This window comes from Paenibacillus sp. FSL K6-1096 (assembly GCF_037977055.1).
Taxonomy (GTDB): Bacteria; Bacillota; Bacilli; order Paenibacillales; family Paenibacillaceae; genus Paenibacillus_AQ.
On the sequence record NZ_CP150274.1, the window covers coordinates 6,006,901 to 6,027,906 of the forward strand.

The 21,006-nt window shown below is 53.2% G+C and carries 16 protein-coding genes and 4 pseudogenes; 14 read left to right on the plus strand and 6 right to left on the minus strand.

Annotated elements, in window-relative coordinates; all coding sequences use genetic code 11:
- Nucleotides 1-107: 107 nt before the first annotated feature.
- Complete coding sequence (locus MHI24_RS26445; protein ID WP_340022532.1) at nt 108-1,505, minus strand: helix-turn-helix transcriptional regulator; 1,398 nt, start codon at nt 1,503-1,505, stop codon at nt 108-110.
- Between the two features lie 284 nt (nt 1,506-1,789).
- Between MHI24_RS26445 and MHI24_RS26450 the strand changes: the two genes are divergently transcribed.
- Nucleotides 1,790-1,978 carry a hypothetical protein gene (locus tag MHI24_RS26450; RefSeq protein ID WP_340022533.1) on the plus strand — a complete coding sequence of 63 codons (189 nt, stop codon included), beginning with the start codon at nt 1,790-1,792 and terminating at the stop codon, nt 1,976-1,978.
- Between the two features lie 27 nt (nt 1,979-2,005).
- On the opposite strand, the gene MHI24_RS26455 is transcribed toward MHI24_RS26450, so the two are convergent.
- The gene (locus MHI24_RS26455; RefSeq protein ID WP_340022534.1) at nt 2,006-3,004 is read right to left on the minus strand and encodes a zinc dependent phospholipase C family protein; all 999 of its coding nucleotides are present in this window, start codon (nt 3,002-3,004) and stop codon (nt 2,006-2,008) included.
- 205 nt (nt 3,005-3,209) lie between these two features.
- On the opposite strand from MHI24_RS26455, the gene MHI24_RS26460 reads away from it, so the two are divergent.
- Nucleotides 3,210-5,018 (plus strand): methyl-accepting chemotaxis protein, encoded by a 1,809-nt coding sequence (locus MHI24_RS26460; protein WP_340022535.1) that lies wholly within the window; start codon nt 3,210-3,212, stop codon nt 5,016-5,018.
- Here the strand turns inward: MHI24_RS26460 and MHI24_RS26465 are convergent.
- Nucleotides 4,998-5,900 carry an NAD-dependent epimerase/dehydratase family protein gene (locus MHI24_RS26465; protein ID WP_340022536.1) on the minus strand — a complete coding sequence of 301 codons (903 nt, stop codon included), beginning with the start codon at nt 5,898-5,900 and terminating at the stop codon, nt 4,998-5,000. The genes MHI24_RS26460 and MHI24_RS26465 overlap by 21 nt on opposite strands.
- A 54-nt stretch (nt 5,901-5,954) precedes the next feature.
- Nucleotides 5,955-6,674 (minus strand): RNA polymerase sigma factor, encoded by a 720-nt coding sequence (locus MHI24_RS26470; RefSeq protein WP_340022537.1) that lies wholly within the window; start codon nt 6,672-6,674, stop codon nt 5,955-5,957.
- Nucleotides 6,675-6,915: 241 nt separating this feature from the next.
- Between MHI24_RS26470 and clpP the strand changes: the two genes are divergently transcribed.
- Nucleotides 6,916-7,497: an ATP-dependent Clp endopeptidase proteolytic subunit ClpP gene (gene clpP, locus MHI24_RS26475; protein WP_340022538.1), complete on the plus strand. Its 582-nt coding sequence runs from the start codon at nt 6,916-6,918 to the stop codon at nt 7,495-7,497.
- Between the two features lie 12 nt (nt 7,498-7,509).
- Entirely contained in the window at nt 7,510-7,722 is a 213-nt protein-coding gene (locus MHI24_RS26480; RefSeq protein WP_340022539.1) for a hypothetical protein, read from the plus strand.
- Nucleotides 7,723-8,157: 435 nt separating this feature from the next.
- On the opposite strand, the gene MHI24_RS26485 is transcribed toward MHI24_RS26480, so the two are convergent.
- Nucleotides 8,158-9,825 (minus strand): acyltransferase, encoded by a 1,668-nt coding sequence (locus MHI24_RS26485; RefSeq protein ID WP_340022540.1) that lies wholly within the window; start codon nt 9,823-9,825, stop codon nt 8,158-8,160.
- Between the two features lie 156 nt (nt 9,826-9,981).
- Between MHI24_RS26485 and MHI24_RS26490 the strand changes: the two genes are divergently transcribed.
- From MHI24_RS26490 to nspC, 3 genes are all read left to right on the plus strand, one after another.
- Nucleotides 9,982-10,812: an AraC family transcriptional regulator gene (locus tag MHI24_RS26490; protein ID WP_340022541.1), complete on the plus strand. Its 831-nt coding sequence runs from the start codon at nt 9,982-9,984 to the stop codon at nt 10,810-10,812.
- Nucleotides 10,813-11,218: 406 nt separating this feature from the next.
- Entirely contained in the window at nt 11,219-12,418 is a 1,200-nt protein-coding gene (locus MHI24_RS26495; RefSeq protein ID WP_340022542.1) for a saccharopine dehydrogenase family protein, read from the plus strand.
- Nucleotides 12,419-12,444: 26 nt separating this feature from the next.
- Nucleotides 12,445-13,581, plus strand: coding sequence for a carboxynorspermidine decarboxylase (gene nspC / locus MHI24_RS26500; RefSeq protein WP_340026801.1), 1,137 nt, complete (start codon nt 12,445-12,447; stop codon nt 13,579-13,581).
- Between the two features lie 306 nt (nt 13,582-13,887).
- Here nspC and MHI24_RS26505 read toward each other — a convergent pair whose 3' ends face one another.
- The gene (locus MHI24_RS26505) at nt 13,888-15,417 is read right to left on the minus strand and encodes a stalk domain-containing protein (RefSeq protein WP_340022543.1); all 1,530 of its coding nucleotides are present in this window, start codon (nt 15,415-15,417) and stop codon (nt 13,888-13,890) included.
- Between the two features lie 176 nt (nt 15,418-15,593).
- Here MHI24_RS26505 and MHI24_RS26510 point away from each other — a divergent pair, with 176 nt between their 5' ends.
- From MHI24_RS26510 to MHI24_RS26540, 7 genes and pseudogenes are all read left to right on the plus strand, one after another.
- Entirely contained in the window at nt 15,594-16,217 is a 624-nt protein-coding gene (locus MHI24_RS26510; RefSeq protein WP_340026802.1) for a deoxynucleoside kinase, read from the plus strand.
- Complete coding sequence (locus MHI24_RS26515) at nt 16,214-16,867, plus strand: deoxynucleoside kinase (protein ID WP_340022544.1); 654 nt, start codon at nt 16,214-16,216, stop codon at nt 16,865-16,867. Before MHI24_RS26510 ends, MHI24_RS26515 begins: the two co-directional genes overlap by 4 nt.
- 453 nt (nt 16,868-17,320) lie before the next feature.
- Nucleotides 17,321-17,701 (plus strand): annotated as a pseudogene (locus tag MHI24_RS26520) (glycosyl hydrolase); the annotation flags it as partial.
- Nucleotides 17,687-18,049: pseudogene (locus MHI24_RS26525) on the plus strand (carbohydrate-binding protein); the annotation flags it as partial. The pseudogenes MHI24_RS26520 and MHI24_RS26525, both read left to right, overlap by 15 nt.
- A 78-nt stretch (nt 18,050-18,127) precedes the next feature.
- Nucleotides 18,128-18,985: pseudogene (locus MHI24_RS26530) on the plus strand (glycoside hydrolase family 30 beta sandwich domain-containing protein); the annotation flags it as partial.
- A gap of 180 nt (nt 18,986-19,165) precedes the next feature.
- Nucleotides 19,166-19,399 (plus strand): annotated as a pseudogene (locus MHI24_RS26535) (carbohydrate-binding protein); the annotation flags it as partial.
- 162 nt (nt 19,400-19,561) lie between these two features.
- Nucleotides 19,562-20,293, plus strand: a complete 732-nt coding sequence (locus MHI24_RS26540; protein ID WP_340022546.1) for a hypothetical protein — start codon at nt 19,562-19,564, stop codon at nt 20,291-20,293.
- Nucleotides 20,294-21,006: the final 713 nt, after the last annotated feature.

Here is a 21,006-nt window from a genome sequence, read left to right on the forward strand (position 1 = left end):
TTCAGCCATTTCCGGTACCATGTCCCGCAGGCTCAACCACAGCCAGCGCAGGCTCTGCTGTGAATGCTGTATTCCCGCCATAAGGGATAACCAGTGCTGAAGCTAAACTACACGTAACCCAAAGCATGATCCATCTTTTTGTCATTGAAACTCTGCACCTCACCAATCAGAAGTTTGTACTGTTCCTTCTCTTCCCCGCTTGCCAGTTGCCGGTGCTGCTCAAACAAGTTGACACACTTAATGATTATGCTCTCGCTTTTTATTTTAGCAGCGGATTGCAGGCTTTGGAGGATGAATTCAATCCCCTCTCTGCGGTGATGGTGCAGGTAATACACAGCCAGCTCGGCAAGAAAAGTAGAATATTGGTCGGCCAGGATCTGCTCATTGTGCAGCAGTCCGAAATCTCTCAGATTCGTCCGGTACGGTATGTAGGAAGAGAAGCGGCTGAGGATGTGGTCCACATTCCAGGAGAAGCGGTTGGCTGAGATCATAATATTGTACAGGGCTACGAAAATCTCATTGGCATGGGGAGCGATATATTCCACGTATTCATCCAGCACCTGCGCATCACCGGACATCATCCGGTAGAGCATCGTATTGGCGGTGCCCCACTCCTGAAACTGTGCCAGAATGGTGTTGGCTTCTTCCCCCGTCTCCATGACCCAGCTCCGGTCCAGATACATGGATACATAACTAAGCGCTGCTGCATAATCGCCGTACTCCTCACAGACACTGGCGCGCATCAGATATGAATATAGGATATAGAAAAAAAGCGGTTTCACCGGAGGCTTGTCATGCTTCTCTCTCCGCACGGAACGGTGCAGATGCTGATAGCTGAGTGTGGCCAGCCGGTGCATCTCCCGGGCCAGCTCGTCCACCTTGTCCCACTTGTGCAGCGAGTAATAGACATGCATCAGGTGCTTCAGACCCTCCAGCTGGTCCGGCACCTCCAGCCGGTTAATATAACATTCGAACAGCAGCGCCGCCTGCAGATTCAGTGTCTGGCTGTCACCGAGGGCAATACGGAACAAACGGTACTGGCAGATGGCCAGGCGTTCGGAATGCTGATATTTCTCACTTGCGCTTACATTCTTGTAGAGTACGGCTGCGGCCTGCCACTGGTTCTCCTCAAATAATCCCTCCGCTACTTCAAACAGCATCGGCGCATAGATCAGATTATCGAGCAGATTCTTCACGACAAGCTCAATGCAGTCCAGCCGCCCCAGCTCCGCACAGCTCAGGATGAACGGGCGCAGTCTCCGCCAGGTAGGCGCCGAATACAGGAAGCATTCATCGATGTACATGCTATAGAAATAATCCTCGGGCAGCTTCATGCCCCTGGTGATCAGCTTCAGATGATTCATGGCCACAGGCTGCTGGCCGCTGAGCAGACGGCTTAATGTGCCGGAGTTGATACCGGACTGCACGGAGAATTGGTTAATGGACATGTGCCGGGCGTCAAGATAGGCCTCCAGATGACTGCGTATGGTGGTTGCAGAGTTCATGGGTCACCGCCTTACCGGATTCCAATTTTTGGGTTGCTTGTATAAGTGTATAATATAAGTCAATATACCAACGGTCAATAGAGCGGTGGTGACAAAAAGTGAACAAATTTGTAAGCACTCCCGCAGCAGCAGGAATGCTTGTGACTGGAAACAGCATATGGATGCGGGCAGCGTCAGGCGGTGTGAATTCCGAGATTTTGATTGACTTTGCATTGCCAGCGGAATTGTTCAAGGCGGGGCAGAGTGGGTATACTAGGGTATCAGGAATGAAGGAGGTATGGAGTATGGACAAAGAGCTGCCGCCAGAGGTTCCGCCGAAGGTTGTTCCCGATGTGAAGCCGGATATTCTCCCGGAGCCGGTCGTGATTCCACCGGAGGTGGTGCCGGAGAAGACACCTGAAATCACTCCGCCGGACTCGCCGGAGGTGGTCCCCCCGGCGCCGTCTGAGGATGTTCCGCCGAACCCGCTGTAAGCTGGGCGTATGAACCAATTTCCGCTCTCATCCGCCCGGCAGGCTGGTCCAGATCGGGTCCGCGTACTGGTTGTGCAGATTCAGGCTGCAATCCTTGCCGGTGTCGTATGAACGGTTGCCCAACACCGCGGCGAACGCGCCGAGTTTGCGCTCCGCAGCATTGCGCTCCGCAGCAGCCGAGCCCGCGCATTCGAGCCAATCGGCCAGCGCGCCAAGGACGGTCCGCCCTTCGTCAAGCGCCGCCTCCCACAGCTCCCACACCGATTCGGTCCGGACCTCTGAATAGAGGGCGGGATGCCGCCACTCCGCGTGCCGTTCATTCAGGTAATCCAGACGCTCTTCGCGGGCGGTCAGCTTGCGGGAGAACATCCGGCGCGTCCGGCCCCAGGTGATCGCCTTCTTCCAGCCTAACGGATCGTAGAGGCACCGCTGGGCCAGCACCATATCCCGGTAGGCGCTCTGCCAGATCCCGGCGGTCAGGCGGTCCATCGCCTCCGGGTAATGCTGAAGCGCCGTAGCGTGAAGGATACGGTGCACTGCTTCGGGCAGACGGCGGCCCGCATCAATCCGCGACCAGGCCGGGTTCTTCCAGGTCTTGAACGCCCGGCGCTGGCTCATGAACAACGTATCCAGATCGATTTCGAACCGCTGATGATCCCGGTATTTGTAGCCTGCCTTCCAGTTGATATAAGGATGGAGGTTCCGGTCCAGCAGATGATGAGTCAGGAAGCCGAGAAAATATAGCTGGGCCTGCGCCTGCTCCGCCCCTTCGAGCGAGAGAGCAGCCTGCCAGAAATTTATAAGCACAGGCCCGCAGCTCTCGGTATGCATCAGATCGCCGAGCCGCAGCGCCCCGGTGTCCTTGCTCCAGGGCAGGAAGCTGTGATACAGCAGGAAATCCGGCCCCTGACACCCGAGATTGTACAATTGCTGCTGCTGTTCCAGGAGTGTAAGAAATGGAAAGCGGCCGCTGAACTCCTCTGCCAGCTGCTGTCCGTATTCAAGATGCATCCAGATATTGGGCATGATCATTCCTCCTAGTTAGAAGCATAAACAGAAGTAACTCTATTGTACCCTGTCTGTGTTAAAAGAAAATGAGAATTGCCGCTTTATCATCTTTACACCCGGCATACATAACTGAAGAGAGCAGTTAATATCAGGCTTCTACAATGGGGTTATTAGCAAGATATACCTATTGCCAAATCAAGCTTGATATGAAGGGATGATACGTTTGAAGGGGAACCCGCTGCATTTATCGATGAAATGGAAGCTCATCCTCAGCTTCTCAGCCATTACACTCATCTTTCTGGGGGTGGCGGTGTACCAGGGGTACAAGATTAATCAGGTGGAGCAGTCCATGGAACGGCAAAAGAGCGAAATGGAGAACCGGATTACGGTCTCCACACTCACCCAGCAATTGCAGGAGCTGAACCGGGCGGAGACCGCCTTCGCAGAATCCAGTGATCTGGAGCAGGCAGAGACTGTGCAGGAGAAGCAGCGGCAGATGTCGGCTGAGCTTGCCAAGGTGAATTTTGAGAAAGGCACGCCTGCGTATACCATGCTTGGGCAACTGGCGGGACAGGCTGCTGAATACGGGGAGCTCATCAAGGAATTGGCCGGCACGATGTCGGACGAGACCCTTGATCCGCTGACGGTATTGGAGAAAATAGATGGCATACATACGAAGGCGCTTGCTCTGAATGAGGACATGCTGAACACGAACGGGAAGCTTTACGCCGCAGCTGCCAGGAATGCAGGGCAAGCGCAGGAGGTCTCGTTCACCTTGCTGGAGGATACAGTCTCTATTGTAGTCTATGCCGCGATCGGCGTAGCCTTATTTATGCTGGTGCTCGCCTGGCTGCTGACCCGCTCGTTCCTGACGCCGGTCCGCAAGCTGCAGGCTGCGCTCCGGCAGATCGCGGACGGCGACCTGCGGCAGCAGATTAACTCGCCGTACAATGATGAGCTTGGACAGCTCAGCCATCATTTCGACCATATGGTGGGCCGGGTGCGGGAAATGCTGCGGCAAACCCTGTCCGCTGCGGGGGCGCTGGCCGATTATTCGCAATCCTTCCGGCAGCATTCAGCGGTGACCGCGCAGACGAACCAGACGGTTGTCCGCACCATTCAGGAAATCTCGCAGGGGGCGGATCAGCAGGCGGTCCAGTCGGAGCAGAACACACACCTGCTGCTGGAGCTGGAGGGTGGCGTGCGGGATATTACCGAGTATACGGATGTTATGCTGGCCACCAGCAAGGCGGCGGACCGCAACCGGCAGCTCGGCTCCGATACCGTCACTGCGCTGCGCCGGACCTCAGAGCAGTCCCGCGAGTCGGTCAGCAAGGTGTATGGTGCCCTGGAGAAGCTTGTAGAGCAGTCCAGCGATATCTCGCGGATTACGAACTCGATTACGGAGATCTCGAAGCAGACCAATATTCTCTCGCTGAACGCCGCTATTGAGGCGGCAAGGGCGGGAGCTGCCGGCAAGGGCTTTGCTGTGATTGCCGATGAAGTAAGGCAGTTGTCCGTACAGACGAATGAATTCTCCGTGCATATCAGCCGGATTATTGAGGAATTGCAGGCAGGCATGGCGGATTTCCGGGAATACATGCTGGAGACGCGGGGAAGTCTGGAGCAGCAGGATGATCAGGTGACGGCGACGCTGGCTTCTTTTGCAGCGATCGACGAGTCGATTACCGGCATCAGCGCGCAGATCGGGCAGATTCACCAGAAGGTGGAGCATACCCGCACGATCCATTCACGGCTGTCCGAATCGGTACATGCGGTAGCGGCTGTAGCGGAGCAGACGGCGGCTGGAGTCCAGGAGGTTAATGCCTCCAGCTCCCAGCAGGATCAGGCGATCCAGAGCATCGCCCGGCAGGCCGGGGAGATTCATGATATCTCGCAGCGGCTGTTCCGGGAGATTCAGGTGTTCCGAATCCCGGCTGCGGCAGCAGCTCACGCGGAGCCTGCTGCCAGCCCTACCGCAGCGGAGATCACAAAGGAACGGGGGGAGGAGCTACTGTTGCTGGCGAATTGAATGGTTCAGCACAGCAACCAGCTCCGGGAACCATTCGGATAAGGAGAGGAAGCTGAAGCCCGCGCTGCGGGCTTTTGACGTATCCATGTACCACGATTCTTCAATGCCAAAAGGCGACTGATCCCCGTCCGCAGCCTCGCTCTGGACAACCGCATTGCGCTCCGTCACCCGTTCGATGATGGACATCACACCGCCTATCGTAAGTGTACCGTCCGAGCAGGCGTTCACAGGGCCGGTCACAGCAGAGCCCTCATGGCCCAGCCAGTGCAGGAACTCCGCCGCTTCATCCGAACGGATGAAGGAGATCTTCGCCTGCGGATTCGGAATGCCGACCGGCTGCCCGGCCAGAACATGCTCGATGTGAAAATGCAGTCTGCGCGTATAGTCATCCGTCCCCAGCACAATCGGGAACCGTACCGCCGCCACCGGGAAGTCTGCCCTCTGCAGGAGAACGGCTTCGGCCTGTCTTTTGCCCTCCTGGTAGCTAATTTCTGTCTTTCCGCCCGATCTCACCGGGTAATGCACTGGATCGAAGTCAGCTTCAGTTAGCGCTTCCGGCTGCGCATCATACACAGACAAGCTGGAAGTGAGGATGTACCGCTTGGCCCGCCCTGCGAAAATCCGCACCGCCGCCGCAGCCTCCTCTGGTGAATAGCAAATGTTATCATACACGATATCCCAATAGGCATCGCCTACAGCCTGCTCAAACGCCGATTCATCAGTCCGGTCCGCAGTGAGCCGGGTAACCCGGTCGCCGAAAGGATCAGCGGTCCTGCCCCGGGTCAGCAGAGTCACCTCGTTATCCTGGCTGTGAAGCAGCAGCTCCACCAGCCTTTTGCCGAAAAATCTCGTTCCTCCAAGCACAAGCACCTTCTTCTTCATCAGATCACACTCCTATAGTCGGATGTTAAGAATTCGCAGCTCAAGGCTTCATCATTACGCAGCCATCCGCATTTCTGCGTAGGCAGAGCTTCCATTGGAATTGGACATGAACATATTGCCTGAATACACGGCCTGTACGGTAAAAGTACTTATAGCGCACGCTGTAGTCTGGGCGATCTCCTGGCGGAGAAGCTCCAGCATGACCGGAATTTGCCCTTGCTCATAGGCCTGGGCCAGCGCATGGAGATACGCCCGGTAATCTGCATCCTGCGGCAGGGCAGGCCCCTCTTGCGTGACTAACTCCTCCCTCACCGTTACAAGAGCTAGGCGGGCGCGGTGCAGCGCTGCTTTGACGGCTCCTTCTGTGGTGTCCAGGAGTCCGGCAGCCTCGGCGGCAGAATAGCCCAGCACATCCCTCAGCACCAGCGCGGTCCGCTGAAGCGGCGTAAGATAGGCGAGCAGGGCCTGGAAGATCAGCTCGATCTCAGTCAGATCTCCTTGCACCGCCTCTGTGGCAGCTGAAGCTGCTCCTGTTCCCGAACGCTCTACTGCACGGGTCAGCGCGGCGGTGCGGCGGATGTGATCAATCCAGGTATTCCGGGCAATCCGCAGCAGCAGCGCTTCGGGATTGGGGCTGGCGGTGAATTTGCGGTAGGCGAGCGCTTTGGCCCAGGTCTCCTGGGCGAGATCGTCGGCCTCGAAGGCGGAACGGGTCAGCGACAGGCAATACCGGTATAATGCAGCCCCCAGCTCCTGAAGGTTTTCTCTATTCATATCTTCTCTATTCATAAGTGTGGGTTCCGGTATGCGGTGATGGTCAGCAATCATCATGGCGGCCCTCTCCTTCACGGGAATTCAGTTGCTTCTATTATATAAACGAACAGCTCATTGTAAAAGGTACGCCCTCCCGCAGCTTCAGTCCATGGACCGTACTCCGTATCTTATGGCCTCTCTGATCCGTCTACAGGGTATCTACACCAAATCACACTTAGAGAGTCAGAGGAGGCGCAGTACAATGAGTGTAATTCCCTATGTAATTGAACAGACGGCCCGTGGAGAGCGGTCGTATGACATTTATTCCCGGCTGCTGAAGGACCGGATTGTGTTCGTCGGTGCGGCGATCGATGACGCGCTGGCGAACAGCATTATCGCCCAGCTTCTGTTCCTGGCGGCGGAAGAGCCGGAGAAGGATATCCAGATGTTCATTAACAGCCCCGGAGGCTCGACGACGGCGGGCTTTGGCATCTATGATACGATGCAGGTCATCCGGCCGCAGGTGAACACGATCTGCACCGGGTTCGCCGCTTCGTTCGCTTCGCTGCTGCTTCTGGCCGGAGCCACCGGCAAAAGATCCGCACTCCCGAACAGCGAGATCATGATCCACCAGCCGCATGGCGGCGCGCAGGGGCAGGCGAGCGACATTGCGATTAGCGCGCGGCGCATTCTCCAGATCCGGCAGAAGATCGTCCAGATCACAGCAGAACGTACCGGTCAGCCGGCCGAGAAGGTGGAGAAGGACATGGACCGGGATTACTTTATGTCAGCCGAGGAAGCCCGTGAATACGGGATTATTGACACCATCATCACTAATTTATAGGAGAGGGGAACGATGAAGATGCTGGAAGCATTGAAAGGCCAGGAAGTCGCAATTCATTGTCTGGATGGCACAAGTGTCAGAGGAGGCGTACTGGAGGCGTTGGATGACCGGTTCGTGAAATACCGCACGGAATATCAGACCCTCTATATTCCCATTACCTCGATCCGGGCGGTAGAGCTGCAGACCAAGGAACGCGAGCGTCCTCGCGTCGGCTTCGGGCAATAATCGGGAGCTGCATGTAAAAGCGTACAAACCCCCGTCATCTCTGCTCAGAACGAGCGAAGACGACGGGGGGGGTTCTTCGAATGATTCGTAGAGCCCGCATATGGTCGCGTATGGCCGAATGTATACGGAAAACAGTATACATTGTGGTGAGCACGGGCTTGTGGCCCGAATGTATGCGAAAAACAGCATAGATTGTGGTGGGCACGGGGCTTGTGGCCCGAATGTATGCGGAAAACAGCATACATTGCGGTGGCACGCGGCGCACGGCTCAAATGTATGCGAAAAACAGTATACATTGTGTTAGCACGAGGGTAATCCCATTCATCCGTTTAATCTCCTTCTATTTCTCGCTGAAACGGTACCGTCGAAAGGACGGCAAAGCCATTTCCACTTTATGGGCGTAAGTTCTGGCTGCCTTGTGGACGCTAGTCCCGCTTAGACCGGCAACAGGAAAGCAGGCTCCAGCCGGTGAACTCCCTTGGGGGAGTAGCCAAGCGCTGAGCTTAACCCGCACAGATCCGCCAGCAGACAGATAATGCTCAGCCACATCTCGGTGCCTTGCAGGCCGGTGTCCTGCTGCCGGGATAGCTGGAAGGCGAAGCCGCGTCCGGGGACCCAGAAGGGCAGCACCTCCCCGAGCAGCTTCCCGGCCCAGGCACGGATCTCCGCCTGCCGGTAATCACTCTGCTTCAGGCAGAGCCAGAGCGGGTGAACAACATCCAGCACATTGCAGGCATTCAGCGCTTCCTGGCGGAAGAAGCGGCGGTCCCGGCTGTGAGCCAGCACCGTATCGATGGTGCGCTCAGGATACGGCAGGGGCAGGCCGAACTGGGCGTAGGTTGCGCGGGTAAGGCGGTAAAAGCCGTTCACCGGCTGCAGCCAGCCCTCCTCCGCAGTAGGCAGACCCCACAGCCCCGAGTCCCGGCGGCAATGCGTCGCCAGCCAGCCGAACAGATCATCCGGGCGCTTGCCGGAGCCGAAGGACTGCAGATTATGATAGAGGCCGGTAGCGTAGCAATCGATCCAGTCGCCGGCACCCCAGGCATTCTCCGCCCACGGCAGACGATCAAGCTGCTGATACAGCGTTAAGGTATCCATATTCCCGATGGCAGTAACGGGATGAGGCAGAGCAGCGCCCAGCACTTCAAGAGCGTAGCCTACAGCGAGAAGATGATAACGCGAGAGGTGGTCCGTTAACAGCTCCGGCTGATCCTCCGGCCCGGGCGGAGACCATGGATCAGGCAATAATCCGGTCCGGCTATCCTGGAACTGTTGTAGGGTGGCGATCAGCTCTTCCTTCGTCCAGCCAGGCGGCAGGCTGCCGAACATTGCAGCGATCTCCACAGCATCGCAGTAGGCCCGTACCGTCCGCCCCGCTCCCGGCCGGTCCCGGAACAGCTTCTCTCCCTCCATCGTGTCGGAGTAGAATTCCAGCAGGGGAGTAAGCTGCTCCTGCACCTGCTTGCCGAATTGCTCCAGCTGTCCATATAGGATAGCGGGAGCCTCTTTATGATCAGCTATCCCTGTATCCCCGGGCAGACGGCTGCGGATCAGCTTGGCCGGATTGCCCCCGACAATGCTGTAAGCCGGTACATCGCGGGTCACGATGGCCCCCGCCGCAACAATGCTGTGCGAGCCGATCCGCACCCCGTCAAGAATAACCGCTCCCGCCCCGATCCACACATCATCGCCGATAACGATTCCCTTAACCGTCAGAGGCTGACGGAAAACAGGGATATCCGTCACTGCGTAGCCGTGATTGAAGCCATATAGACTGGCATGAGAAGCGATCCGCACGCCATTCCCCATGGTAATATCGCCTGACAGGACGCTATAACTGTTAATGGAGCAGTCGCTGCCCGTGACTAGCCGCGTACTGCGGACAATAGCGCCTCCGGCAATGTAGCTCCGGTCTCCGAGCTGCAGCCGGTCCGGCAGCACGATTGCTTGCGGCGAGACAAAACAGGCCTCCCCGAAGCTGCAGGAATAATCCGCAGCGAGCTGCTGCTGGTGAAGCGCCTGCTTATGCTGTTCTTCCTCGGACAGGCCAATCCAGGGCATGTAATCCACTGCTTGTACTGAGGCGGATTGCTGTTCATCCATCTAACATCTCTCCTTCATGAATCCAGTCGTTAATGCCCTAAGTGTAGCAATGAATGCAGGGAAGTGGCATGGTATAATGAACAGAAATGCCATGTCAAAAACGCTTCAAAATTCCACTCCCGATCAACATGCATACGGAGAACGGAGGCGCTGCAGATGGAAGAGATTCCGCAGAATCTGGTGATGGACATCCACTGGATTCATGACAAGACGACCTTCCCGCACTGGACGGATATCCGTCAGAATACAAGCGTACACAGCCTGTACTGGATACAGGAGGGCGAGGGAGCCTTCCGGACAGAGAAAGCGGAGCATCTTGTGTCGCCGGATATGCTGTTCTATCTGCGGCCGGGGCTGTCCATGGAGATGAGCAGCGGAGGCCTGGAGCCTCTGCGGATCACTATGATCCTGCTCTCGCTGTATACGTTGTCGCCTTCTGCCCACAATCAGGGGAGGGTCCAGCCGTTGCATACACTTCCGCTGCCCTTCCTTATGACGCCTGGAGGGGAGAGGGGGAGAGCACTGGGCCAGCTGTTCCGCCGGATTGCCGCCGGCTGGGTGCCCGGAAGCTCCGGAAGCCAGATCAGGACGCAGGCGCTGCTCTATCAGCTTATATATGAATTATTTCAAGCTAAGGATAGCGGCCATCCCGACCGGGGACAGGGGTATGAGCTGTTTGTGCGGATGAAGGAGGAGCTTGAACGGCGCTACAGTGAACCTTTGCAGATTCGTGAGCTGGCATTGCGCTACGGTGTATCCAGCTCGTATGCACGCAGTCTTTTTCAGCGGTATCTGCACAAGAGCCCCAAAGAATATCTAAGTGAAATCCGCTATGAGCACGCCAAGAAGCAGCTGCTGTACACCAGGCTAACCCTGAAGGAGGTTGCGGCCGCTTGCGGGTACAGCGATGAGTTTCATTTCAGCAAAGCCTTCAAGCAGCTCAGCGGACATCCTCCGTCGAAACTGCGGTCCCTGGATGGAACATAATCGTTAAAGGAAATGAAAAAAGGGTAAGTTAATATAATGCGGATCATTTGCATAATGGCTGGCCTGCTTAAATTTAAAATAAAAAAGTTGAACAACCGCGCCGCTGTGATATAATTATCCGGTTGGCCTTGTGAGCCGGTGTGCTAATGAAACTTCGGGTTTTATTAGAGATGAAATCGCAGGAAAACGAAGGAATTACGTGTAATCATGTGAATGACAGAGTATTAATGCAGAAAACTGCGGATTTTACACGGAACTACTCATTTTTTGTCGGAATTTATTGATTTATTGAGAAAGTTTCTGTATAATCAGCCTTGTTGATTTTTCATAGGATGTAGCCTGTTCCAGTTCCAGAGCAATAAGGCTAATAACTAATAACTTTAAGCAAATTTAGGGGGTTATTATTTTGGGAAAAGCGTTAATTATTGGCGCTGGCGGTGTTGCGAGCGTTGTTGTTCATAAATGCTGCCAGAACCCGGATGTATTCGAAGAGATCTGCATTGCCAGCCGTACAGTGGCGAAATGCGATGCTCTGAAGGAGAAGCTGGACGGGGGCCAGACGAAGATTTCGACGGCTCAGCTGGATGCTGACAACACGGAAGAAGTGATTGAGCTGATCAAGAGCTTCCAGCCGGATGTCGTGATTAATGTGGCTCTCCCTTACCAGGATCTGACGATCATGGATGCCTGCCTGGCTACAGGAGTGCATTATGTAGATACAGCGAACTATGAGCCGCAGGACACTGCGAAATTCGAATATTCCTGGCAGTGGGCGTACAAGGAGCGCTTCGAGAAGGCCGGCATTACGGCGCTGCTCGGCAGCGGCTTTGACCCGGGGGTTACCGGCGTATTCACTGCTTATGCGCTGAAGCATTATTTTGACGAGATTCATACGATTGACATTGTCGATGCGAATGCCGGTGACCATGGTTACCCGTTCGCAACCAACTTCAATCCTGAGATTAATATCCGCGAGATCACAGCGAACGGACGTTACTTCGAGAATGGTGAGTGGATTGAAACTGCGCCGCTGTCTGAGAAAAAGGTCTACGACCTGCCGGAGATCGGTCCGAAGGACATCTACCTGCTGTACCATGAAGAGCTGGAATCGCTGGCTGTGAATATCCCTGGCGTGAAGAAAATCCGCTTCTGGATGACCTTCTCGCAGAACTATCTGACTCACCTGAAGGTGCTGGAGAATGTCGGCATGACTTCGATCGAGCCGATTATGTATGAAGGCAAGGAGATTATCCCGCTGCAGTTCCTGAAGGCAATTCTGCCTGACCCGGCTTCGCTGGGACCTAGAACCAAGGGTAAGACCAACATCGGCTGCATCATTCAGGGTACGAAGGATGGCCAGCCGAAGACCTACTATGTCTACAATGTATGCGACCATGAAGAGTGCTACAGAGAGGTTGGCTCCCAGGCCATCTCTTACACTACCGGCGTTCCTGCCATGATCGGGGCAATGCTCATCATCAAGGGCATCTGGAACAAAGCGGGCGTCTACAACGTTGAAGAGTTCGATCCGGACCCGTTCATGGAGGCGCTGAATAAGCACGGTCTGCCTTGGCAAGAGGACTTCTCGCCGACGCTGCTGGATTAAGGCGCATGGCCATGAAGAATAAAGACATCGATATCGATATCAGCAACCTGCCGTCCCCTGCGTACCTGGTGGATGAGCGGCTGCTGACGAAGAACCTGGAGACCCTGAATTACGTGCAGGAGCGGAGCGGAGCCAAGATCCTTCTTGCGCAAAAAGGCTTCTCCATGCACGCGATGTACCCGCTGGTCGGCAAATACCTGCATGGCGTGACCTCCAGCTCCCTGTTCGAAGCCCGTCTGGGCTTCGAGGAGATGGGCAAAGAGGTGCATGTCTATGCACCGGCTTATGTTGACCGCGAGTTCGATGAGCTGCTGCGGTACAGCGATCATATTGTGTTTAATTCTTTTGATCAATGGAGCCGGTTCAAGGAACGGGTACAGAGCGCACCGAAGCAGATCAGCTGCGGCATCCGCGTGAACCCGGAGTATTCCGAGATTGAAGTGCCACTGTATGACCCTTGCTATAACTATTCCCGCATGGGCGTCACCCTGCCGAACTTCCGGCCGGACGAGCTGGACGGAATCGACGGGCTGCACTTCCATACGATGTGTGAGCAGAATTCGGACACGCTGGAGCGGACGCTTACGGTCGTGGAGGAGAAGTTCGGACAGTATCTGCACGGCATGAAATGGCTGAACTTCGGCGGCGGGCATCATATTACCCGTCCCGACTACGATCTGGAGACACTAATCAAGTGCATTCTGCATATGAAAGAGACTTATAATGTAGAGATCTACCTCGAGCCAGGCGAGGCGATCGCCCTGAACACTGGTTATTTGGTAGCTACGGTTCTCGACACAATGCATAACGGCATGGATATCGCGATTCTCGATACCTCTGCCGAATGCCATATGCCGGATGTACTGGCGATGCCGTACCGTCCGGGAATTATCGGAGCCGGACAGCCGGGCGAATTCCCGTACACCTACCGGCTGGGCGGCATGACCTGCCTGGCAGGCGATGTGATCGGGGATTATTCCTTCCCCGAGCCGCTGAAATACGGCGACAAGCTGATCTTCACCGACATGGCGCATTATTCCATGGTGAAGAACCACATGTTCAACGGCGTCAACCTGCCAGCCATCGCTTCTTATAATGAAGAAGAAGGCCTGAAGGTGATCCGCGAGTTCGAATACAGTGACTTCAGCGGGCGGTTGTCTTAATCGGAAGAAGCAGATCAATAGATGCAAAATAGAAGCGCCCCTTCAGCTTTGGCTGAGGGGGCGCTTTATGTTCGCCAACTGGGCAAGTAGGGGAAATCCTGCAGAAAATGCAACAATGCAGCCCCCAATCCGTCCAGATGCCTGAAATCATGCATATATTGCAACAATAGGCTGATCTGGCCAGTCTAACTGCGGGAAATCCTGCAAAATGTACAACATTCCCCGCCGTTGCTCCTTACCCAGCCAGAAATCCTGCATGATGTGCAACATTGGATGTATCTCGAACTCTGGTCTCTTGGAACGCCCTTACTTCAAACTTATCGCAATTCTGCTCTCCTGCGGCAGCCAATCGACCTTGGCACCAAGCTGTTCGCTAATGAAGCGCAACGGTAGATAAGCGGAGCCGTTAACGACAAACGGCTTATTGGCCAGAGTTACGCTTTTACCGTTTACGGTTGTCGCTCCGGTCACGGTGTTGATCACAATAGTTAGCGGGGATGCGTCTGCAGCGGTGCCGGTGATGGTGGCTACTTTATCCGTAGAATATCCGACAGTCGCGCCCATCTTGCTGAACAGCGAACGCAGCGGAATGAAGTTCTGACCGTTACGTGTAATAACACCGTTTGTGAAGGCGACCGATTCGCCGTTAAGAGTGACGGAGATTGGCTTTTGCATCGGGACAGGCTCCTTATAGCTGAACTCATAAGTGCCGTAGCCGAGCTCGGCATTCTTGTTTACGCCCCAGCCCCAGAGGGAGCCATCGTTCTTTTGCATGATGATGTGTCTTCTGTCGCCCTTCATTGACTGGACATCGGACAGGAGCAAGGTGAACTTGGCGTTCGGCGACATGCGGTCTGCAGCAATCGAAGCGGCATAGGCCTTGCCGTCTGCGGTCAGTGCCACAATAGATTGTTCAACGATGTAGGCATCGGTCACCTTGCTGATCCCAGAGAAGACTACCGGAATGGGCTGATCCTGATACGTAGTGCCATCCGAATATCCGGTAACGGTGGAGCCCCAGAACCATAGACGGGATTGTCCATCAATGGCGAGCCGGGTGCGTCCGTTGTTGTACAGAGACTTAATATCCTTCAGTCCGGCAAAAGGAACAGCCTTCACCTGGGCAGGGTCACCCTGAGTCTTAGGTTCATAACTATCCTGAACCGGCCAGGTCCAGACACTGCCATCCTTGCGGAGCGCATAATTTTGCTCAAGCTGGACAACATCCTTCAGATTGGCAACTGGTTTAAAAGTGGCGAGTTCATCAATACTGGTCGAGACCGTCCCGTCTGTCTTCAGGAACAGGTAACGCTCCCAACTGCTATATTTGTTGTTGTTAAGCTTGTTACTCTCGTAATATTGAGAGATCGCTGCAACATGATCCAGGCCCGGAATTTGGGTAAAGGGAGGTGCAGTTTTTCCATCCGACGAGACCTCTGTAGAATAGACATTGCCTTCACCGGTGACGGCCAGGTAACGGGGGTACATCCCTTGGACTCCGGTTATATTCTTCATGTCCTCGCCAGACAAGATTTCACTGCCCTTAGCGTCGGTCTCCCATCTGGATACGCTGCCATCCTTGGTCACCGCCAGTCCGCCGTTCCACAGCGGGAAGGCAGATTTCACATCACTCAATCCCTGTACCTGCGTAGGCACGGACTTTGTGTTCCCCCAGACCCAGAGGGAGCCGTCGCCCTTGATCAGATAATCGGGTCCGTAGGAAGCGATGCCGGAGGCCGCTGCACTTGCTGCGGAGCTATAAGCCGGTGTCCATACGCTCAGGATTGCGGTCATACTCATGGTGATGCTCATCAGTAAATTTCTTTTTCTCATCATGTGATCCTCTACTTTCCCTATCATTAGTAGTTTCCATATCATTGCACCTTCACTATAGACGCTGCTTGGGCGCAAAAAGTTTCTTGAAAAATATCCGATGCAGGCGGCGCTCCTGTGGTACAATGATTTAGTCTGTTTTTTGGAATTGTCCGTATTTGAGGGGGAAATCAGTGTTAATGAAACATGCACCTTTTATAGCCGTGGAAGGCCCGATCGGGGCCGGTAAAACCACCCTGGCCACCATGCTCGCCAGCGAATTGCAGCTTCCGGTCATCAAAGAAATTGTCGAAGAGAATCCGTTCCTGGATAAGTTCTATCAGAATATGGACGACTGGAGCTTCCAGCTTGAGATGTTCTTCCTCTGCAACCGGTACAAGCAGCTTGAAGAGACGACAGAGCAGTACATAGATCAAGGGAAGCCGGTTATTTCGGACTATCATATCTATAAGAATCTGATCTTCGGGGAGCGGACGCTGAAGGGATCGAAACGGGACAAATACCGGGAGATCTATCATATTCTGACCGATGATTTCCCCAAGCCGAACATTATTTTGTATATCCGGGCGAGTTTGGATACGCTGCTGGCCCGGATCGCCAAGCGCGCCCGTACGTTTGAAGAGGTCATCGCGCCTGCGTACCTGCAGCAGTTAATTGAGGATTATGACGAAGCCATGGCCTCCCTGGCCCGCCGCGAACCGTCTACGATCATTCTCACTATCGACGGTAATCAGGTGGATTTCGTGGAGAACCCAGAGGATTTCGCTGCTATCGCGCAACAAGTAAAGGAGCTTATGCAATGAACAGTTACCATATCCCCGGCAATGCGATTATTACGGTGGCCGGAACGGTAGGCGTCGGTAAGTCCACGCTGACCGCAGCACTGGCGGAGCGCCTGGGCTTCCAGACCTCGCTGGAGCAGGTTGACCATAACCCGTATCTGGAGAAGTTCTACCATGACTTTGAGCGCTGGAGCTTCCATCTGCAGATCTATTTCCTCGCGGAGCGCTTCAAGGAGCAGAAGAAGATGTTCGAGCTGGGCGGCGGCTTCGTGCAGGACCGCTCGATCTATGAGGACACCGGGATTTTCGCCAAAATGCACGCCGACCAAGGCACGATGTCCCCGACCGATTATGCCACCTACACCAGCCTCTACGAGGCGATGGTGATGACGCCGTACTTCCCGCACCCGGATGTGCTGATCTATATTGAAGGCAGCCTGTCTTCCATCCTGAACCGGATTCAAGAGCGCGGCCGCGAGATGGAGATCCAGACCGATGTCTCCTACTGGGAGCATATGCACGCCCGCTATTCGCAGTGGATCAATGAATTCAGCGCCTGCCCGGTGCTGCGCCTGAATATTGACGAGTATGATGTGAAGGACCCGGCCTCGGTGTCCGCGATCCTGGAGCAGGTAGGGCGGACGATCGGGCAGCGGGCGGCCAAGAGCTGAAGGTAAAGTGAAAGAGCGTTCCACAGCCGGAGAGGTTGGTGGAGCGCTCTTTTTTTGCAAGCTTGTCGTGAAGATTTTCAAGTGTTTCTGTAATGTGTGTTAGTGCTTTTTCCTTAATGAAAGTAAACGGAGGTCTCAGGAATGTGATCAGAACAGTTCAGAAGAAATAATCCGGGGAGGTGCGTGGAGTCACTTTCGCTTTCCGTGATGAAGGTATTCAATGGTACATCTACCTAATCGTCCTCCTACCAAAGGCTCGTCTGATGAAATAAATGGCTTTTATTTGCTGTATTGCCTGCCTGTCGTTACCCCGTGAAAGCCATGGTTCAGATAGTTCTGCCGCCTGATCTTCAATCACGGCAAAACATGTTACGATCATCAGGGATAAACGATTCTAAGTACATAACCGTGAACCGCCAACAAATCATGATGACTGGGGAGAGATGGAACAGAATGAAAAACCGTATGAAAAAGACAGTGTACTCATTACTGGCACTGGCAACAATGTTGCCCACCGTACTAGCAGGTCCTGTACCTGCCCGTGTATCTGCTGCAAGTGATGTAACCATTGATGTAGCGGCGGAAAAGCAAGTCATTCGCGGCTTCGGCGGCATGAACCACACCGGGTGGATCGGAGATCTGACGCCTGCTCAGCGGGAGACGGCTTTTGGCAATGGGGACAATCAGTTAGGCCTTACGGTCCTGCGAATTCCCATTGATGAGAATAAGAACAACTGGATACGGGAGGTAGCTACCGCCCGGAAAGCGATTGAGAAAGGCGCAATCGTGTTTGCCACCCCCTGGAATCCTCCGGCGGATATGGTCGAGAACTTCACGCTTAACCCAAGTGCGGGCGCAGGCACCACTTATGAAGCAGAGTCGGGAACTACTTTGACGGGTGCCCAGGCAGAGCATACGAATTCAGGCTACGCAGGAACAGGTTATGTTAAGCTTCAGAATACCGCCGGTGCGGCTGTTCAGTTTAATACGATTTTCATTGGCAGCACAGGAACCAAAAATATCAAAATACGCTACGCCCTGCCAAGCGGGACCAGCCATATGGATGTCTATGTGAACGGTACAAAAACGCTCAGCAACGTTGCTTTTGCAGCCACCGGAAGCGGGTCAAGCTGGGGTGAACAGTCTATCCAGGTATCCATGGCGAATGGCACAAGTACGTTAAAGCTGGTAAGTACGGGAACGGAAGGTCCGGCTATTGATAACATCAATGTGACTGCTTTTGTTCAGCCGAAGACGGGGAAGCGTCTCAGATACGATAAATATGAAGCATATGCCCAGTACCTGAATGAATTTGACTCTTTTATGAAAAGCAATGGTGTCAATCTGTACGCTATTTCTGTTCAAAATGAGCCGGATTACGCCGATGACTGGACCTGGTGGTCTGCCGATGAAATTCTGCGGTTTATGAAAGAGAACGCTGGCTCGATCCATAACCGGGTGATGGCACCCGAATCCTTTTCCTATGTGAAATCGATGTCTGACCAGATTCTGAATGATCCGCAGGCGCTTGCCAATATGGACATTCTCGGTGCCCATACCTATGGGACCCAATTCAGTGATTTCCCTTACCCTCTGTTCAAGCAAAAAGGAGCGGGCAAAGAGCTGTGGATGACAGAGGTCTACTACCCGAACAGTGAAGCGAGCTCGGCGGACCGCTGGCCTGAGGCGCTGGATGTCTCTTATCATATTTACAATGCCATGGCCGAAGGGGATTTCCAGGCGTATGTGTGGTGGTATATCCGCAGACAGTACAGCCCGATGAACGAAGACGGCACCATCAGCAAGCGCGGTTACAATATGGCTCACTACTCTAAGTTTGTCCGTCCCGGCTATGTAAGAGTGGAGGCTACCAAGAATCCTGCTGACAACATCTACACTTCGGCCTACAAGGGTGAGAATAAGGTCGTTATTGTAGCGATCAACAAGAGCAATACTGCGGCCAATCAAAGCTTCACTCTGAACAATGGAGCCGCGTCGACAGTAGCTTCCTGGGTAACAGACGGCACCCGGAATCTGGAGGCTCAGCCGGGCCGGAATGTGGGCGGAAGCTCCTTCACAGCCGAACTGCCGGCGCAGAGCGTTACTACTGTTGTAGTGGAGTTAAGCTCAGTCCCGCCCAAATCCAGCACCCTGTATGAAGCAGAGAAGAATACCACGCTGGTCAACTCGGTCATTGAGAGCACTTATTCGGGGGATAACACTATTCAATTCGTCAATTTCAATGCCCCTTCGAATGCATCTATTCAATGGAACAGCATTAATACGGCCATAGCCGGCACCAAGAATGTGAAATTCAGATATGCCCTGGAGAAAGGCACGCGCTATCTGGATATGTATGTGAACGGCAGCAAAGTTGTCACGGCGGCTCCTTTTGAAGCTACGGGCAGCTGGGGGACCTGGGGCGAGACCACCATTGAGGTTCCTATGGACAAGGGAGTCAATACCTTGAAAGTGGTCACTACGGGCACCGAAGGCCCTAACCTGGACAGCATCACTGTGTCTGCGAAGTAAGCGTGAAGGAATGGATCAGAAGATTGATGAAGTGAAAGCGTCCTGGGAGCCGTAAGGTTCTTGGGGCGCTTTTGTTATAAGAAATATGGGATGGGGCAGACCAAATAAGATAGAATAGATGGAGCAAGGTCTTCATTTGTAATGAAAAAGGGAGTGGAGCATTTGATTTCATTTAGAATGGCTCTGAAGAAATATTTGGAGAACACTCTGCATCAACATGGCTTTTCAATTGAACCTAAAACGGACAGTGTATCTTGGGTTTACAGTAAACTGTTCAATGATAAAGTGAAGCAGTTTGTCAGCTTTCAAAAGAGTAATCATATGTATCAAGCATTTAAAGTGGAGCTGTACACATCAATCAATATTTTTGATAAAAGGCAAATAAGCAGTTTTACAAGAAGAATGGACCACTGGTGGTATTATTCTGACGAAGCATCTCTGTCGGGGATTTTTAGTGAAATAGAAGAACTGCTTGTAATCTATGGATTCTCATGGCTAGAGATTAAGAGTACTCCAGATTTAACGCCGGATATTTCTATTAATAAGCAATTAATGATTGATCCATATCATAGAATGAGAGCTTTTGAACAAGAATATGGGTTTAAGCTTGAGCAAATGGATGATTTCAAAGAAATAGAGAACTTCTTAATTATAAAAAAGAAAGAGAAGAATGATGCCCCTGACTGGGAGATGCTTTTGAATGCAAGTGCCTTCGTTGGGGAGTGGTTATGCAATAAATATCAGGGCGAGTGGGTCTGGAACGATGATTATGACACGCCCGCTATTAGAACATCTAGAGGGAAAATGTGTAATGTGCTCATGCGTGTTACCCGTTATTGGAGCAAGCCTCAGCTTCCAGAATATAGTCTGGATAATATGCTGAAATGTTTTTGACTGCGATTGTAAGCCTTTTTGAGCTATTCAAGGAAAAACAGAATAAAAATGAGATTATCGGAATTGAGTTAATGCGGGCAGATTCTGAAATTGGCTGTGAGCTGCTTGTTTTTAACACGAAGCAATTCATGTTTAGTCTATCGATAGCAAGAAAGAAATTGATAGTGCAAGATGATACCGACATCACTGATTTTAGCTGGTATCTGGACAGGATATTACCTGTATTCAAAGGGTTGCAGGTAGAACAGATAAGCTGTGAGCAATTGCTTTAAGATATTTTGAATGAAATATAGAGAGGACAGGGGAATGAACAGTTTTAACGCATATGACCTAGGTGAAGAGGAATATGCTATGGGGAATTACAAAACGGCTCTATCCTACTTTGAAGAAATGTGCTCGCACGCAGGTGCATGGCCAAATGTATACGGAAAACAATACAATGTGCTGGTGTGAAGGTAACTCTAACCAACCGCAACTGAGCTAATCTCAGTGCGGTTTATTTTATTTTTAGATATTTTTTCGAAAATCCCAGGACTTTTTTCGTTTTTCGAGTATATTAACCCTATTTTTGGGCCTTTGACGCACCTTTTGTCGAGATTTGTTAAGAGTTTGTTTAGAGCCGCCTGATAGAATAAACGCAGATATGAAAAAATAGGTAGTTTATGACTAGTATTTTTTGTCCACGGGAGGGCAGGGCGAAAGGAGAATGCGGA

Bases quoted from the DNA above. Each gene is read 5' to 3' on its own strand.
- MHI24_RS26445 (WP_340022532.1), bottom strand. From the start codon at position 1,505: ATGAACTCTGCAACCACCATACGCAGTCATCTGGAGGCCTATCTTGAC.
- MHI24_RS26450 (WP_340022533.1), top strand. From the start codon at position 1,790: ATGGACAAAGAGCTGCCGCCAGAGGTTCCGCCGAAGGTTGTTCCCGAT.
- MHI24_RS26455 (WP_340022534.1), bottom strand. From the start codon at position 3,004: ATGCCCAATATCTGGATGCATCTTGAATACGGACAGCAGCTGGCAGAG.
- MHI24_RS26465 (WP_340022536.1), bottom strand. From the start codon at position 5,900: ATGAAGAAGAAGGTGCTTGTGCTTGGAGGAACGAGATTTTTCGGCAAA.
- MHI24_RS26470 (WP_340022537.1), bottom strand. From the start codon at position 6,674: ATGAATAGAGAAAACCTTCAGGAGCTGGGGGCTGCATTATACCGGTAT.
- clpP (WP_340022538.1), top strand. From the start codon at position 6,916: ATGAGTGTAATTCCCTATGTAATTGAACAGACGGCCCGTGGAGAGCGG.
- MHI24_RS26480 (WP_340022539.1), top strand. From the start codon at position 7,510: ATGAAGATGCTGGAAGCATTGAAAGGCCAGGAAGTCGCAATTCATTGT.
- MHI24_RS26485 (WP_340022540.1), bottom strand. From the start codon at position 9,825: ATGGATGAACAGCAATCCGCCTCAGTACAAGCAGTGGATTACATGCCC.
- MHI24_RS26490 (WP_340022541.1), top strand. From the start codon at position 9,982: ATGGAAGAGATTCCGCAGAATCTGGTGATGGACATCCACTGGATTCAT.
- MHI24_RS26505 (WP_340022543.1), bottom strand. From the start codon at position 15,417: ATGATGAGAAAAAGAAATTTACTGATGAGCATCACCATGAGTATGACC.
- MHI24_RS26510 (WP_340026802.1), top strand. From the start codon at position 15,594: ATGAAACATGCACCTTTTATAGCCGTGGAAGGCCCGATCGGGGCCGGT.
- MHI24_RS26515 (WP_340022544.1), top strand. From the start codon at position 16,214: ATGAACAGTTACCATATCCCCGGCAATGCGATTATTACGGTGGCCGGA.